The sequence below is a fragment of the Microbacterium sp. NPDC079356 genome, assembly GCF_049545465.1.
GTDB lineage: Bacteria > Actinomycetota > Actinomycetes > Actinomycetales > Microbacteriaceae > Microbacterium > Microbacterium gawkjiense.
Window position 1 is genome coordinate 66,919 of record NZ_JBMWDN010000001.1, and the last position, 14,058, is coordinate 80,976.

The following is a 14,058-nucleotide window of genomic DNA, read 5'->3' on the forward strand; positions in this document are numbered from 1 at the left end:
CCTGCCGGGGCGGCGCAGCCGATGGAATCGGACCATGCCCGTCCTCACCACCGTCACCCTCGGCGACGCCCCGCTCACACCCGCCGAGGTCGTCGCCGTCGCCCGGCACGACGCGCGCGTCGCGGTCTCCGACGCCGCGCTCGCCCGCACGGCCGAGACCCGCGCCCTCATCGAGCGCCTCGCCGACGACCCGCAGCCGCACTACGGCATCTCGACCGGCTTCGGCGCGCTCGCGACGACGTTCATCGCCCCCGACCGGCGCCGCCAGCTGCAGGCGAGCCTCATCCGCTCGCACGCGGCGGGAACGGGACCCGAGGTCGAGCGCGAGGTCGTCCGGGCGCTTCAGCTGCTGCGCCTGCAGACCCTCGCGACCGGTCGCACCGGCGTCCGCCCGGTCGTCGTCGACACGTACGCGGCGATGCTCAACGCCGGCATCACCCCGATCGTGCACGAGTACGGCTCGCTCGGCTGCTCGGGCGACCTCGCCCCGCTTTCGCACATCGCGCTCGCCGCGCTCGGCGAGGGACCGGTCCGCACGGCGGACGGCACGCGGACGGATGCCGCCGAGGCACTGGCGGCCGCCGGCATCCGTCCCCTCGTCCTCGAGGAGAAGGAGGGTCTCGCCCTCATCAACGGCACCGACGGCATGCTCGGGATGCTGGCGCTCGCCCTCGCCGATCTCGACACCCTGCTCGCGACCGCCGACCTCGCCGCCGCTCTCTCGGTCGAGAGCCAGTTGGGGACGGATGCCGTCTTCGCGGCCGACCTCATGGCGCTCCGCCCGCAGTCGGGGCAGGCGGTCTCGGCCGCGCACCTACGGCACGCACTCGCCGACTCGCCGATCGTCGCGAGCCACCGCGACCCGGCCGTCTGCACCCGCGTGCAGGACGCCTACTCGCTGCGCTGCTCGCCGCAGGTGCACGGCGCCGCCCGTGACACCCTCGACCACGCCCGCACCGTGGCCGAACGCGAGCTCGCGTCGGCCGTCGACAACCCCGTCGTGACCCCCGATGGCCGGGTCGAGTCGAACGGCAACTTCCACGGCGCGCCCGTCGCCTACGTCCTCGACTTCCTCGCGATCGCGGTCGCCGATGTGGCCTCGATCTCGGAGCGCCGCACCGACCGCGCGCTCGACCGCTCGCGCAGCAACGGGCTGCCGCCGTTCCTCGCCGACGAGGTGGGCGTCGACAGCGGCCTCATGATCGCGCAGTACGCCGCGGCGGGGATCGTCTCGGAGCTCAAGCGCCTCGCCGTGCCGGCATCCGTCGACTCGATCCCGTCGTCGGCGATGCAGGAGGACCACGTGTCGATGGGCTGGGCCGCCGCCCGCAAGCTGCGTCGCGCGATCGACGGGCTCGCCCGCGTCCTCGCGATCGAGGTGGTGACGGGATGCCGCGCCCTCGACCTGCGCGCTCCTTTGCAGCCCGCGCCGGTCACCGGCGCCGTGCGCGACCTCGTCCGCACGGTCGTCGAGGGACCGGGACCCGACCGCTTCGTCGCCCCCGACCTCGAGGCCGTGACGCAGCTCGTGGTGTCGGGCGAGATCGCCCGCACCGCATTCGGACCAGCCGTCGGGCGGACATCCGCCGTCGCGCGGACGAATCCCCCCGAAACCGTCCGCTCGAGCGCAGATCTCCGCTCGAGTGCCGCACCGTTCGAAGGAGAACAGGCATGACCGACACGACCACGACCCGCACCGTCCGCGCGGCGCGAGGCGCCGAACGCACCGCGAAGAGCTGGGGCGCCGAGGCGGCCAAGCGGATGCTGATGAACAACCTCGACCCCGAGGTCGCCGAGCACCCGGAGGACCTCGTCGTCTACGGCGGGACGGGCAAGGCCGCCCGCACGTGGGAGGCGTACGACGCGATCGTCCGCACGCTCGACGAGCTGGAGCCCGACGAGACGCTGCTCGTGCAGTCCGGCAAGCCGGTCGGCGTGTTCCGCACGCACGAGTGGGCGCCGCGGGTGCTCATCGCCAACTCGAACCTCGTCGGCGATTGGGCGACGTGGCCCGAGTTCCGCCGGCTCGAGCACCTGGGCCTGACGATGTACGGCCAGATGACGGCGGGGTCGTGGATCTACATCGGCACGCAGGGCATCCTGCAGGGCACGTACGAGACGTTCGCCGCCGTCGCGCGCTCGCTCGGCCGCGACTCGCTCGCCGGGACGCTCACCCTCACGGGCGGCGCGGGCGGCATGGGCGGCGCGCAGCCGCTCGCCGTCACGATGAACGGGGGAGCGGTCCTCGTCGTCGACGTCGACGAGTCGCGCCTGCGCCGACGCGTGGAGCACGGCTACCTCGACGAGCACACCGCCGATCTCGATGCGGCCGTCGAGCGGGCGCTCGCGGCGAAGGCGGCGGGGGAGGCGCGCTCGATCGGCGTCGTGGGGAACGCGGCGGACGTGTTCCCGGAGCTGCTGCGCCGCGGCATCCCGATCGACATCGTGACGGACCAGACGAGCGCGCACGACCCGCTCGCGTACCTGCCCTCGGGCGTCGCGTTCGAGGAGTGGAAGGCGCAGGCCTCCGCCGATCCCGAGGGGTTCACCGAGCGGTCGCGAGCCTCGATGGCGCGGCACGTGGAGGCGATGGTCGGGTTCCAGGATGCCGGGGCCGCGGTCTTCGACTACGGCAACTCGATCCGCCGCGAAGCCGAGCTCGGCGGCTACGACCGCGCGTTCGCGTTCCCCGGGTTCGTCCCCGCCTACATCCGGCCGCTGTTCGCGGAGGGGAAGGGACCGTTCCGGTGGGTGGCGCTCTCGGGCGACCCGGAGGACATCGCGAAGACCGACCGCGCCGTCGCGGAGCTCTTCCCCGACGACACCGCGCTGCACCGCTGGCTCGAGAAGGCCGGTGAGAAGGTGCATTTCGAGGGCCTGCCCGCGCGCATCTGCTGGCTGGGCTACAAGGAGCGCCACCTCGCGGGCCTGAAGTTCAATGAGATGGTCGCCTCGGGTGAGCTGTCGGGTCCGATCGTGATCGGCCGCGACCACCTCGACGCGGGGTCGGTGGCGAGCCCCTACCGCGAGACCGAGGCGATGGCCGACGGTTCGGACGCGATCGCCGACTGGCCGCTGCTCAACGCGCTGCTGAACACAGCGTCGGGGGCGGCCTGGGTGTCGATCCACCACGGTGGCGGCGTCGGCATCGGCCGCTCGATCCACGCCGGGCAGGTCACCGTCGCCGACGGTTCCGCCCTCGCCGCCGAGAAGCTCGCGCGGGTCCTGGTCAACGACCCCGGCACGGGCGTCATGCGCCACGTCGACGCCGGGTACGACCGTGCGAAGGAGGTCGCCCGCGAGCGCGGCCTGACCGTCCCCATGCTGGACGCATGATGGCGACCCTCTTCACCGGCATCGCCGAGCTGACGACGAACGCGGATGCCGCGGCCCCCACGGCGACCATCGCCGACGCCGCCCTCCTCGTCGACGAGGGCCGGGTCGCGTGGGCGGGCGCCGCCTCCGACGCCGAGACTGCAGCGGCAACCCGAGACAGCGGTCCGTCGTCGACGTCTCGTGCTGCGCATGCTGTCTCGCGGTCAGGGGTCACGCGCGTCGACCTCGGCGGGCGGGCGGTGATCCCGGGTTTCGTGGACAGTCACACGCACCTCGTGTTCGCCGGCGACCGAGCCGACGAGTTCGAGGCGCGGATGACGGGCGTCCCGTATGCCGCGGGCGGCATCCGCCGCACCGTCGCCGCCACCCGGGAGGCGACGGACGACGAGCTGCGGGCACGTCTCGCCGCGCTCGTGGCTGAGCTGCACGCGCAGGGGACGACGACGTTCGAGGTCAAGACCGGGTACGCCCTCACTCTCGACGGCGAGGAACGTCTCGCCCGGCTGGCCGCCGAGGTCACCGACGAGGTCACGTACCTCGGGGCGCATGTCGTCCCCGAGGGAGCCGCCCGCGAGGCGTACGTCGACCTCGTGTGTGACGCCATGCTGGCCGCGGTCCGCCCGCACGCGCGGTGGGTGGACGTGTTCTGCGAGCGGGGTGCGTTCACCGAGGCCGAAAGCGAGCGCATCCTCCGCGCCGGTGCGGCGTCCGGGCTCGGCGTCCGCGTGCACGGCAATCAGCTCGGCGAGGGGCCGGGGGTGCAGCTCGCGGTGCGGCTGGGCGCGGCATCCGTCGACCACTGCACCCATCTGACGGATGCCGACATCGCGGCCCTCGCTGCGTCGGACACGGTCGCGACGCTCCTCCCGGGCGTCGAGTTCTCGACGCGCCAGCCGTACCCCGACGCGCGTCGGCTGATCGACGCGGGCGTGACGGTGGCGCTCGCGAGCGACTGCAACCCGGGCTCGTCGTTCACGAGCTCGATGCCGCTCATGATCGCCCTCGCCGTGCGCGAGATGGGGATGACCGTCGGCGAGGCAGTGTGGGCGGCGACCGCCGGGGGAGCGCTGGCGCTGCGCCGCAGCGACGTCGGCCACCTCGGCGTGGGTGTGCGCGCGGACCTCGTCGTCCTCGACGCACCGAGTCGGCGGCACCTGGCCTACCGGCCGGGGGTGCCGCTCGTCCACCGCGTGTACCGCGGCGGCGAGGTGATCAGTCCCCGCTGACGTCCCGCGGGGTGTCGAGATTCCAGCGCGCCGGCGGGACGGCGGTCGCGACGTCCCAATCGCCGGTGTCCCAGACGAAGGTCGCGACGGCGCACGTCGGCATCGCGCCGATCCCGCCGTCCGACAGCTGCTCGGCGAGCACCGTCATCCCCGGGTCGTGCGCGACGACCATGACGTCGGTGACGCCGCTCGCGGCGGCGGTCGCGAGCAGCCGCGAGCCCGGGGCACCGTACAGGCCCTCATCGGTCTCGACCGAAACGCCGAGGGCGTCTGCGAACGTCTGCGCCGTCGTCCGCGCGCGCACGGCGGTCGACGACAGGATGCGGGCCGGTCGCACGCCGGTCGCGGCGAGCCGTCGCGCCATGACCGGGGCATCCCGCTGCCCGCGGTCGTTCAGCGGACGTTCGTGGTCGTCGAGTCCGGTGCCCCAGTCGCTCTTGGCGTGACGGACGAGGATGAGGGTGATCATGCGAGGGCCCTTCCGGCGAGCAGTTCCAGGACGCAGAGCGCCGCGAGTCTGACGGTGCGGCCGTCCGCGGCATCCGCCGTCGCGTCCACCTCGACGACGTCGGCGCTGACGACGCGACGATCCCCGGCCGCCGCGCGGACGAGGGCGCGCAGCTCCCACGCCTCGAGTCCGCCGGGGACGGATGCCGGGCACCCCGGCGCGACGGAGCGGTCGCAGACGTCCACGTCGATGTCGAGGTGCACGTCACCGGCGGTGCCCGCGATCGACAGGGCCTGGATCATGACGTCCTCGGCGCCGCGGCGGCGCACCTCGTCGAGGGTGATGACCGTGATGCCGAGGTCGGCGGCGCGCTCGGCGTACGCGACCGAGTTGGCGAAGTCCGCGATGCCGATCTGCACGATGCGCCGCGGGTCGAGACCGTCCTCGACGAGGCGGCGCACGGGGGAGCCGTTCGACACCCCGTCGCGCAGGTCGAAGTGCGCGTCGAGGGTGATGAGGCCCGACACCCCCGCTCCCTGTGCGGCCGCGTAGGTGACGGAGTTGTCGCCGCCGAGGGCGATCACGAGACCGGATGCCGCGCGCAGCCCGCGGACGCGCTCGCGCACGCGCGCCTCGCCCTCGGGTCCGTCGGGGTCGGCGACGTCACCGGCGTCCGCGATCCGGAGCGCCTCGTTCAGGTCGACGGGGGGAGGGCCGAGCAGGGTCGGGCTGAACCGGCGTAGCGCCTCGCGCACGGCGGCGGGTGTCGCGTGCGCCCCGGTGGGGGACAGCGACGTGCGGAAGGCGGGCAGGCCGAGGATCGCGGCATCCACCCGCCCGTCCGGAGCCGGCCAGTCCCCGGCGCGCGGCCAGAGCGGATCGACGGAGAGCGCCATGGTCAGGGGAGCAGCAGGTGGGCGACGGTGAAAATCACGAGGCCGGCGAGGGCACCCACGATCGTGCCGTTGAGGCGGATGTACTGCAGGTCGCGGCCGACCTGCAGCTCGATCTTCTGGCTCGTCTCGTCGGCGTCCCAGCGCTCCACGGTGTCGGTGATGATCGACGCGATGTCGTGGCGGTAGCGATCGACGAGGAAGACGGCGGCATCCGCGATGCGCTTGTCGACGCGTTCCTGCAGGGCCGTGTCGGTCGCGAGCCGGTCGCCGAGGTCGCCGAGTGCGGCGGTCACGCGACGGCGGAGCGGGCTGTCCTCGTCGGCGAGGGAGCGCAGCAGGCCGGCCTTCGCGGTGTTCCACGCGTCGGCGGCGAGGGCGCGCACCCGCGGGCTGTCGAAGACGGCGCTCTTCGCGCCCTCGAGTCGGCCGATGGTCTCGGGGTCGTGTTGCAGGTTGTCGGCGAGGCGCTCAAGGTACTGGTCGAGCGCCTTGCGCGCCGGGTGCTCGGGGTCGCGCTGCACGGCCGCGACGAACTTCGTCGCCTCGTGGTACACGGTGTCGTCCACGAGCCGCATCGCCACCGACGGCACCCAGGATGGCAGACGGCGGGAGACGAGGCCGTCGAACGCCTCGCGGTTCGCGTCGAGCCAGCGGGCGATGCTGTCGACGCCCAGGTCGACCGCGCCGCGGTGGGCGTCGGCATCCACCACCCGCGAGAGCCACGTCCCGAGCGACGGACCCCACGACGGGCTCAGCAGGTGCTCGTGGGCGAGGTCGCTGATGAGGTCCTGCACCTCGTCGTCGCTCAGCGCCGTCAGGATGCCGCTGGCCATCGTCGACGCCTCGGCCGCGACGGTCTTCGCGTGGGCGGGGTCCTGCAGCCAGGTGCCCGCGGTCCGCGCGATGTGCGTGGACTCGAGCTTCTGGCGGACGACGCCGCCCTCGAGGAAGTTGGTCTCGACGAACTCGCCGAGCGTGCGACCGATCTCGTCCTTCCGGCGCGGGATGATCGCCGTGTGCGGGATCGGGATGCCGAGCGGATGCCGGAACAGCGCCGTCACCGCGAACCAGTCCGCGAGCGCGCCGACCATGCCGCCCTCGGCCGCCGCGCGCACGTACCCCCAGCCCGAGAGGTCCTTCTCGAGGATGAACGCGATGACGAAGACGATCGCCATGAACAGCAGGGCGCCGAGCGCGACCGCCTTCATGGTGCGGAGCCCGCGATACCGCTGCTGATCAGCGGTGCTCAGCGAGCCGTACGGGATGCGGGCCATTCGGCCATCCTGCCACGGCGCCCCTCACGCGCCGGGGCGACTCACGGCTCGAGCGGACCCAGCCACGCGTTCGCGAGCGCGCTGTGCACCGACTCGGGGTCGGACGGGTGGAACAGACCGGCCAGCACGTCGCGGTAGAGCCGGCTCAGTTCGTTCCGGGTGAAGAACGACGAGCCGCCCGCGACGAGCATCGCCTCGTCGACGACCTGCTTCGCCGTCACCGCCGCGCGGTGCTTGATCGCCGACAGCTTCGGGAACCACATCGCGCCGTGGTCGACGAGGCCGTCGATGTCGGCGGCGAGGGTCTCGACCTGCACGGGCAGGGCGTCGTAGGCGAGGGCCATGTCGGCGACCCGCCACCGGATGTCGGGGTCCTGGCTGTAGGAACGGCCCGTCTTCTTCGAGGTCCGGGCGCGCGCGGTCTCGACCGCGAGGTCGAGGGCACGCCGCGCGATGCCGGTGTAGACCGAGGCCAGCAGGATCTCGAAAGCGCTGAAGATGCCGAAGACGAGCGGGTCGGGACTCGGACCGACCGGCAGCCGGCGGACGATCCGGTCCGCCGGGGCGACGGCGCCGTGCAGCTCGGTCGTCCGGGACTGCGTGCCGCGCATGCCGAGCGTGTCCCAATCGTCGCGCGTGACGACGGCGTCGCTGCGCGGGACGAAGCCGAACACGAGCCGCGGGTCGTCGGGGTCGGACGCGTCCAGGCCGTGGAGCCCGAGGTGCGTCCACACCGGCGCGAGCGATGTGAAGATCTTGGTGCCCGTGAAGGCGTACGAGCCGTCGGGCCGGGGCGCGGCATCCGTGTCGCTGCCGAACAGCACGAGGTCGTTGCCCGCCTCGCTGATGCCGAAGGCGAACACCTCGCCCCGGGCGGCGCCCTCCTGCAGGAAGCGCAGGGCGTCGTCGCCCCGGTCGGACATCACCTTCGCGACACCGGTCCAGACGAGGTGCATGTTGATCGCGAGCGCCGTCGCGGGGGCCGCGCCCGCGAGCCGCTGCTGCAGGACGGATGCCTCACGCAGGCCCAGTCCCGCGCCGCCGAGCTCGGTCGGCACGAGGATCGCGAGGTAACCCGCCGCCCGGAGGTCGGCGAGGTCCTCCTCGGGGAACACGTTCTCGGCGTCGACGGCGGCCGCGCGCGAGCGGATGCGCGCGAGCAGATCGTCGGGCAGGTGCGTGGCGACGTCGAAGCTCATGCGCCCCGCCCCCAGGCGGCGACCGCGTCGAGCAGGGCCCGCGCGGCGGCATCCGGAGCATCGCGGTGGGGCGAGTGCCCCGTGCCCGGCACGACGGCCATCGACACGAGCGGGTTCTGCTGCACCTCGTCCGCGAGCGCCCCCGTGAAGATGGAGTACACCGCGGGATCGCCGGCGATGACGTGGGTCGGCACGGTGAGACGGGATGCCGCCTCCCGCACATCCCACGGGGTGTTCTGCGTGCCCGTCGCCTCGACGGCCGAACGGCTCGCTTGCGCGGCGGCGATCGCCTTCAGCTCGACGTCCACCTCGAGCCACCCGGGGTGGGCGGCGCGGACGGCGGCGATCGAGGTGTCGGCGAACGCCTGCTCCTGGCTCGCGCGGACGCTCTCACGGTCCTCGTCGGAGAGGTGGATGGCGGGGTCGACGAGCACGAGATGGCGGGTCCACGTCGGCGCGTCGGCCGCAGCGACGGTCGCGGCGGCGCCGCCGAGGGAGTGGCCGAGGACGAGGTCCCACGTCCCGTCGTCGGTGGGACGGGTGTGGACGAGGTCGGTCGCGTACGCCGCGATCGAGTAGTCGAGCGCGCGCGGGGCGGTGCCGTGCCCGCGCAGGTCGACGGCCTCGACGTGCCAGCCGGCGTCGGCGAGGGCGACGGCGTAGCGCCACATGAGCGCGCCGTTCGAGCCCAGACCGTGGACGAGGAGGGCGTGCCGCGGCGCGCGCGGGTCGCCCCAACCGAGGCGGGGGAGGGTGACGGGTGACGGCATGCTCTCAGCCTAGGACGGGCCCCGGGCCCCGGTGCCGGGCCAGGATGGGGGCATGATCTCCACCGACCTGGCACGCGAGCTGCGCGCGAGCGGCCTGACCTGGCGTCCCCGCTCCGGCGACCGGTTCCAGCTCGACGAGCCCGAGTTCGAGGCCGACGTCTACACCGTCAGCGAGATGACCGTCGAGGCGCGCAGCTATCCGACCGGCGACCTGCTCGCCTTCAACGGCACGACCGAGTGGGCGCTCGACTCGGTCGCGCTCGAGGACGCCCTGTGGCTGCCCTCCGAGGCGCAGCTGCGCGAGCTGCTGCGGGGGACGTTCCGCGCGTTGCGGCGCCTGCCCGACACTTACGAGGTCGAGATCGACGTGGATGCCGCGCCCCACCGCTTCCGGCATCCCGAACCCGCCGACGCCTACGGTCAGGCCCTGCTGTTCCTGCTCGGGCGGATCCGCTGACCGCGCTCAGGTGACGAGGGGGACCGGCTCGGTGTCGGGGATCGGGCTCGCGTCGCGGCCGCGGAGGTCGGGGAACCCGCGCACGAAGACCGCCGCCACGAGCGCGCCCGCGACGGCGAACGCCGATGCGGCGAAGAAGGCGCCGACCGCCCCCATGCCGTCGATGAGGAACCCCGCGACGGCCGAGCCGGCCGCGGCGCCGATGAGCTGGCCGGTGCCGATCCAGCCGTAGGCCTCGGCGGTCTCGCTGAAGCGGACGCTCGCGCTCGTGATGGCGAACATGACGGCGAGGGCCGGGGCGATGCCGAGGCCCGCGACGAAGAGCGAGGCGCCCATCCACCAGGCGTTCAGGCTGATGATGACGAAAGTGACCCCGACGGCCACGATCGTGAGGCGGCGGGCCATCGCCCAGCGGCCGATCGGGATGTGCCCGAACCCGAGGCCGCCCGCGAGGCTGCCGACGGCGAAGACGGCGAGCACGAGACCCGCCTCGATGCCCTCGTGCCCGAAGGTCGCGACAACGCCCGCCTCGACCGCAGCGCACGCCCCCACGAGGAGGAAGCCGGTCACGGTCGAGAGCAGCACGACGGGCTTGCCGAGGACGCGACCGAAGCCGCGGCGGCTGCGGGGGATGCGGACGCGCCCCACCTCGGGCGAGGCGATGAACCAGGCGCACCCACCGATGAGGATGACGACGATCAGCAGGAGCGCGGGGACGGTGCCGACCTGGGTCGCGACGAGGGTGATGACGACGGGCGCGAAGATCCAGATGATCTCCTGCAGGCTCGCATCCAGCGAGAAGAGGGGCGTCAGCTGCCGCGAGGTGACGATCTTCGGGTAGATCGTGCGGACGGCCGGCTGCACGGGCGGGTTGGCGATGCCGGCGATGAAGCCGAACACGATGAACCCCGGCATCCCGAACGGATTGAGGGCGAGGGCGAACACGGCGGCGGCGCAGACGACGGCGGTGAGGGTGAGGACGCGCCGCATCCCCCAGACACCCATCCACCGGCTGGTCACCGGGCCGGAGATCGCCTGGCCGATCGACAGAGCGGCGAGGACGATGCCGGCGGCGCCGTACGACCCGGTCGACTGCTCGACGTGGAGGAGGACGGCGAGGCTCGTCATCCCGCTCGGGAACCGTGCCGTCAACTGTGCCGCGATGATGCGCGCGACACCCGGGACGCGCAGGAGTTCCGAGTATCCCGCCACCCCTTCATCGTACCGACCGCCGACGACGTCCGACGGGGGTGCGGGGCCGGTGCGACACGCCGCGACACGCCCGACACGCCGACCGGTCCCGGAATCGGATGTCGGTGGCCCGCTCTAGCGTGCGACCTGTGGACAACCGTCCGAACCCGGGAGGGTTTCGGCCGGAATCCTGGCCTTTTCGACCCCCTTCCGGACCTGCCGGATTGGGGATGAAACGGTGGAGAACTTGTGTTGTACCTGTGGAGGACGGCGGAAAAACTACACGGATGTAACTACTACCCCTTGTGGTGCTTCCCGGTGTCCGTACCCATATGTAGTATTGAGCTCCCGGCGGGCTCCCAGCCTTCCGGCCAATGGATTCACCCCCAGATTTCACACGAGATGGACCCCGCGCGACGGGTTCCGGAGGACGAGAGAGGTTCGACGAATGGCGATCACTGTGTACACGAAGCCGTCCTGCGTGCAGTGCAACGCGACGTACCGCGCGCTGGACTCCAAGGGCATCGACTACGAGGTCCTCGACCTCTCCGAGGACCCGGCGGCGCTCGAGCACGTCAAGTCGCTCGGCTACCTGCAGGCCCCCGTCGTCGTGACCGACGAGGACCACTGGTCGGGCTTCCGTCCCGACAAGATCGACGAGCTCGCCTCGCGCCTGGTCTGAGCGATGAGCGCGGCCGTCGTGACGAACGTGCCGCTGCTCGTCTACTTCTCGAGCGTGTCGGGTAACACCGCACGTTTCATCGAGAAGCTCGGGATGCCGGCACGCCGCATCCCGCTCCACTCCTCCGAACCCGTGCTCCGCGTCGAGGAGCCCTACGTCCTGGTCACCCCCACCTACGGGGGCGGCCAGGGCCGAGGAGAAGAGAAGGGCGCGGTTCCCAAGCAGGTCATCCGCTTCCTCAACGACGAGGGCAATCGGAGCCTGCTCCGCGGAGTCATCTCCGCAGGAAACAGCAATTTCGGCGAGTCGTTCTGCCTCGCCGGGGACATCATCAGCCGCAAGTGTCAGGTGCCGCACTTGTACCGGCTGGAAGTATTCGGCACGCCCGAGGACGTCGACCGCGTGAGCGGCGGATTGGAAGACTGGTGGAAGCTGCAGTGACCGATATGGCCTTCAAGACGGAGGCGCGCTTCGAGGGCATGGACTACCACGCCCTGAACGCGATGCTGAACCTCTACGGCGAGGACGGGAAGATCCAGTTCGACGCCGACAAGCGCGCGGCGCGGGAGTACTTCCTGCAGCACGTGAACCAGAACACCGTCTTCTTCCACTCGCTGAAGGAGAAGCTCGACTACCTGGTCGAGAAGGAGTACTACGAGGGCGCCGTCATCGACGCGTACCCGTTCGAGTTCATCCAGTGGCTCAACGACCACGCCTACGCGCAGAAGTTCCGTTTCGACACGTTCCTCGGCGCGTTCAAGTACTACACGAGCTACACGCTCAAGACCTTCGACGGCAAGCGCTACCTCGAGCGCTTCGAGGACCGCGTCGTGATGACCGCTCTCGCCCTCGCCGCCGGTGACCAGGACCTCGCCACGAAGCTCGTCGACGAGATCCTGTCGGGCCGCTTCCAGCCCGCCACCCCCACCTTCCTCAACGCCGGCAAGGCGCAGCGCGGCGAACTCGTCTCCTGCTTCCTCCTGCGCATCGAGGACAACATGGAGTCGATCGCCCGCGGCATCAACTCCGCGCTGCAGCTGTCCAAGCGCGGCGGCGGCGTGGCCCTGCTCCTCTCGAACATCCGCGAGGCGGGCGCCCCGATCAAGCAGATCGAGAACCAGTCCTCGGGCATCATCCCCGTCATGAAGCTGCTCGAAGACAGCTTCAGCTACGCGAACCAGCTGGGTGCACGTCAGGGCGCCGGTGCCGTGTACCTCTCGGCTCACCACCCCGACATCATGAAGTTCCTCGACACCAAGCGCGAGAACGCGGACGAGAAGATCCGCATCAAGACGCTGTCGCTGGGTGTCGTCGTCCCCGACATCACGTTCGAGCTCGCGAAGAACGACGAGGACATGTACCTCTTCTCGCCGTACGACGTCGAGCGGGTCTACGGTGTGCCCTTCGGCGACATCTCCGTCACCGAGAAGTACCGCGAGATGGTCGACGACGCGCGCATCAAGAAGACCAAGATCAAGGCGCGCGAGTTCTTCCAGACCCTCGCCGAGATCCAGTTCGAGTCGGGCTACCCGTACATCATGTTCGAGGACACGGTGAACAAGGCCAACCCGATCAAGGGTCGGATCAACATGTCCAACCTCTGCTCGGAGATCCTGCAGGTCAACACGCCGACGACGTTCAACGAGGACCTCTCGTACGACCAGATCGGCAAGGACATCTCCTGCAACCTCGGCTCGATGAACATCGCCCTCGCGATGGACGGCCGCGACCTCGCCGGAACGGTGGAGACCAGCATCCGTGCCCTCAGCGCGGTCAGCGACCAGAGCCACATCCGCTCGGTCCGCTCCATCGAGGACGGCAACGACAAGTCGCACGCCATCGGCCTCGGCCAGATGAACCTGCACGGCTACCTCGCCCGCGAGCACGTCCACTACGGCTCGGAGGAGGGTGTCGACTTCACGAACATCTACTTCTACACGGTGCTGTTCCACGCGCTGCAGGCCTCGAACAAGATCGCCATCGAGCGCGGTCAGGTCTTCGACGGCTTCTGGGACTCGAAGTACGCCTCGGGCGAGTTCTTCGACAAGTACACCGAGCAGGAGTGGAAGCCGGCGACGGCCCGGGTCGAGGAGCTCTTCGAGGGCATCCACATCCCGACCCAGCAGGACTGGCTCGAGCTGAAGGCATCCATCCAGAAGCACGGCATCTACAACCAGAACCTGCAGGCCGTCCCGCCGACGGGCTCGATCTCGTACATCAACAACTCGACGAGCTCGATCCACCCGATCGCGTCGAAGATCGAGATCCGCAAGGAAGGCAAGATCGGCCGCGTCTACTACCCGGCGCCGTTCATGACGAACGACAACCTCGAGTACTACGAGGACGCGTACGAGATCGGCTACGAGAAGGTCATCGACACCTACGCCGCCGCCACCCAGCACGTCGACCAAGGCCTGTCGCTGACGCTGTTCTTCAAGGACACCGCCACCACGCGCGACATCAACAAGGCGCAGATCTACGCCTGGCGCAAGGGCATCAAGACGATCTACTACATCCGTCTCCGTCAGATGGCGCTCGAAGGCACCGACATGACCGAGTGCGTCTCCTGCATGCTCTGA

13 protein-coding genes are annotated in these 14,058 nt (G+C 71.0%); 7 read left to right on the top strand and 6 right to left on the bottom strand.

Annotation, left to right across the window (positions count from 1 at the left end):
* Nucleotides 1–34 precede the first annotated feature (34 nt).
* From hutH to hutI, 3 genes are read left to right on the top strand one after another with little or no spacing between them, the layout of a single operon-like run.
* Nucleotides 35–1,675, top strand: a complete 1,641-nt coding sequence (gene hutH / locus ACPEH0_RS00380) for a histidine ammonia-lyase (RefSeq protein ID WP_366213343.1) — start codon at nt 35–37, stop codon at nt 1,673–1,675.
* Nucleotides 1,672–3,336, top strand: a complete 1,665-nt coding sequence (gene hutU, locus ACPEH0_RS00385; protein ID WP_366213342.1) for a urocanate hydratase — start codon at nt 1,672–1,674, stop codon at nt 3,334–3,336. The genes hutH and hutU overlap by 4 nt, the downstream gene beginning before the upstream one ends.
* A complete protein-coding gene (hutI, locus tag ACPEH0_RS00390) occupies nt 3,333–4,562 on the top strand; it encodes an imidazolonepropionase (protein ID WP_366213341.1) in 1,230 nt (409 codons plus the stop codon). The genes hutU and hutI overlap by 4 nt, the downstream gene beginning before the upstream one ends.
* Here hutI and ACPEH0_RS00395 read toward each other — a convergent pair.
* From ACPEH0_RS00395 to ACPEH0_RS00415, 5 genes are read right to left on the bottom strand one after another with little or no spacing between them, the layout of a single operon-like run.
* Entirely contained in the window at nt 4,549–5,031 is a 483-nt protein-coding gene (locus ACPEH0_RS00395; protein WP_366213340.1) for a SixA phosphatase family protein, read from the bottom strand. The two genes, hutI and ACPEH0_RS00395, sit on opposite strands and share 14 nt — an antisense overlap.
* Nucleotides 5,028–5,906, bottom strand: a complete 879-nt coding sequence (locus tag ACPEH0_RS00400; protein ID WP_366213339.1) for an agmatinase family protein — start codon at nt 5,904–5,906, stop codon at nt 5,028–5,030. The genes ACPEH0_RS00395 and ACPEH0_RS00400 overlap by 4 nt, the downstream gene beginning before the upstream one ends.
* A 2-nt stretch (nt 5,907–5,908) precedes the next feature.
* Nucleotides 5,909–7,180, bottom strand: a complete 1,272-nt coding sequence (locus ACPEH0_RS00405; RefSeq protein WP_253034065.1) for a DUF445 domain-containing protein — start codon at nt 7,178–7,180, stop codon at nt 5,909–5,911.
* Between the two features lie 41 nt (nt 7,181–7,221).
* Nucleotides 7,222–8,379, bottom strand: coding sequence for an acyl-CoA dehydrogenase family protein (locus tag ACPEH0_RS00410; RefSeq protein ID WP_366213338.1), 1,158 nt, complete (start codon nt 8,377–8,379; stop codon nt 7,222–7,224).
* Nucleotides 8,376–9,149: an alpha/beta fold hydrolase gene (locus ACPEH0_RS00415; protein WP_366213337.1), complete on the bottom strand. Its 774-nt coding sequence runs from the start codon at nt 9,147–9,149 to the stop codon at nt 8,376–8,378. Before ACPEH0_RS00415 ends, ACPEH0_RS00410 begins: the two co-directional genes overlap by 4 nt.
* A 52-nt stretch (nt 9,150–9,201) precedes the next feature.
* On the opposite strand from ACPEH0_RS00415, the gene ACPEH0_RS00420 reads away from it, so the two are divergent.
* Complete coding sequence (locus ACPEH0_RS00420; protein WP_366213336.1) at nt 9,202–9,606, top strand: pilus assembly protein CpaE; 405 nt, start codon at nt 9,202–9,204, stop codon at nt 9,604–9,606.
* Nucleotides 9,607–9,612: 6 nt separating this feature from the next.
* On the opposite strand, the gene ACPEH0_RS00425 is transcribed toward ACPEH0_RS00420, so the two are convergent.
* Nucleotides 9,613–10,818, bottom strand: coding sequence for an MFS transporter (locus ACPEH0_RS00425; RefSeq protein ID WP_366213335.1), 1,206 nt, complete (start codon nt 10,816–10,818; stop codon nt 9,613–9,615).
* Between the two features lie 427 nt (nt 10,819–11,245).
* On the opposite strand from ACPEH0_RS00425, the gene nrdH reads away from it, so the two are divergent.
* Genes nrdH through nrdE form a run of 3 tightly spaced genes read left to right on the top strand, consistent with a single transcriptional unit; the run spans nt 11,246 to nt 14,058 of the window.
* Entirely contained in the window at nt 11,246–11,479 is a 234-nt protein-coding gene (gene nrdH / locus ACPEH0_RS00430) for a glutaredoxin-like protein NrdH (protein ID WP_018188439.1), read from the top strand.
* A gap of 3 nt (nt 11,480–11,482) precedes the next feature.
* Nucleotides 11,483–11,920 (top strand): class Ib ribonucleoside-diphosphate reductase assembly flavoprotein NrdI, encoded by a 438-nt coding sequence (gene nrdI / locus ACPEH0_RS00435; RefSeq protein ID WP_253034060.1) that lies wholly within the window; start codon nt 11,483–11,485, stop codon nt 11,918–11,920.
* Between the two features lie 5 nt (nt 11,921–11,925).
* Nucleotides 11,926–14,058: a class 1b ribonucleoside-diphosphate reductase subunit alpha gene (gene nrdE / locus ACPEH0_RS00440; protein ID WP_217532303.1), complete on the top strand. Its 2,133-nt coding sequence runs from the start codon at nt 11,926–11,928 to the stop codon at nt 14,056–14,058.

What these genes read in the sequence shown, in the direction of transcription:
- hutI (WP_366213341.1), top strand. Translation starts at nt 3,333, where the DNA reads ATGATGGCGACCCTCTTCACCGGCATCGCCGAGCTGACGACGAACGCG.
- hutH (WP_366213343.1), top strand. Translation starts at nt 35, where the DNA reads ATGCCCGTCCTCACCACCGTCACCCTCGGCGACGCCCCGCTCACACCC.
- ACPEH0_RS00395 (WP_366213340.1), bottom strand. Translation starts at nt 5,031, where the DNA reads ATGATCACCCTCATCCTCGTCCGTCACGCCAAGAGCGACTGGGGCACC.
- ACPEH0_RS00400 (WP_366213339.1), bottom strand. Translation starts at nt 5,906, where the DNA reads ATGGCGCTCTCCGTCGATCCGCTCTGGCCGCGCGCCGGGGACTGGCCG.
- nrdE (WP_217532303.1), top strand. Translation starts at nt 11,926, where the DNA reads ATGGCCTTCAAGACGGAGGCGCGCTTCGAGGGCATGGACTACCACGCC.
- ACPEH0_RS00415 (WP_366213337.1), bottom strand. Translation starts at nt 9,149, where the DNA reads ATGCCGTCACCCGTCACCCTCCCCCGCCTCGGTTGGGGCGACCCGCGC.
- ACPEH0_RS00405 (WP_253034065.1), bottom strand. Translation starts at nt 7,180, where the DNA reads ATGGCCCGCATCCCGTACGGCTCGCTGAGCACCGCTGATCAGCAGCGG.
- hutU (WP_366213342.1), top strand. Translation starts at nt 1,672, where the DNA reads ATGACCGACACGACCACGACCCGCACCGTCCGCGCGGCGCGAGGCGCC.
- nrdH (WP_018188439.1), top strand. Translation starts at nt 11,246, where the DNA reads ATGGCGATCACTGTGTACACGAAGCCGTCCTGCGTGCAGTGCAACGCG.
- nrdI (WP_253034060.1), top strand. Translation starts at nt 11,483, where the DNA reads ATGAGCGCGGCCGTCGTGACGAACGTGCCGCTGCTCGTCTACTTCTCG.
- ACPEH0_RS00420 (WP_366213336.1), top strand. Translation starts at nt 9,202, where the DNA reads ATGATCTCCACCGACCTGGCACGCGAGCTGCGCGCGAGCGGCCTGACC.
- ACPEH0_RS00410 (WP_366213338.1), bottom strand. Translation starts at nt 8,379, where the DNA reads ATGAGCTTCGACGTCGCCACGCACCTGCCCGACGATCTGCTCGCGCGC.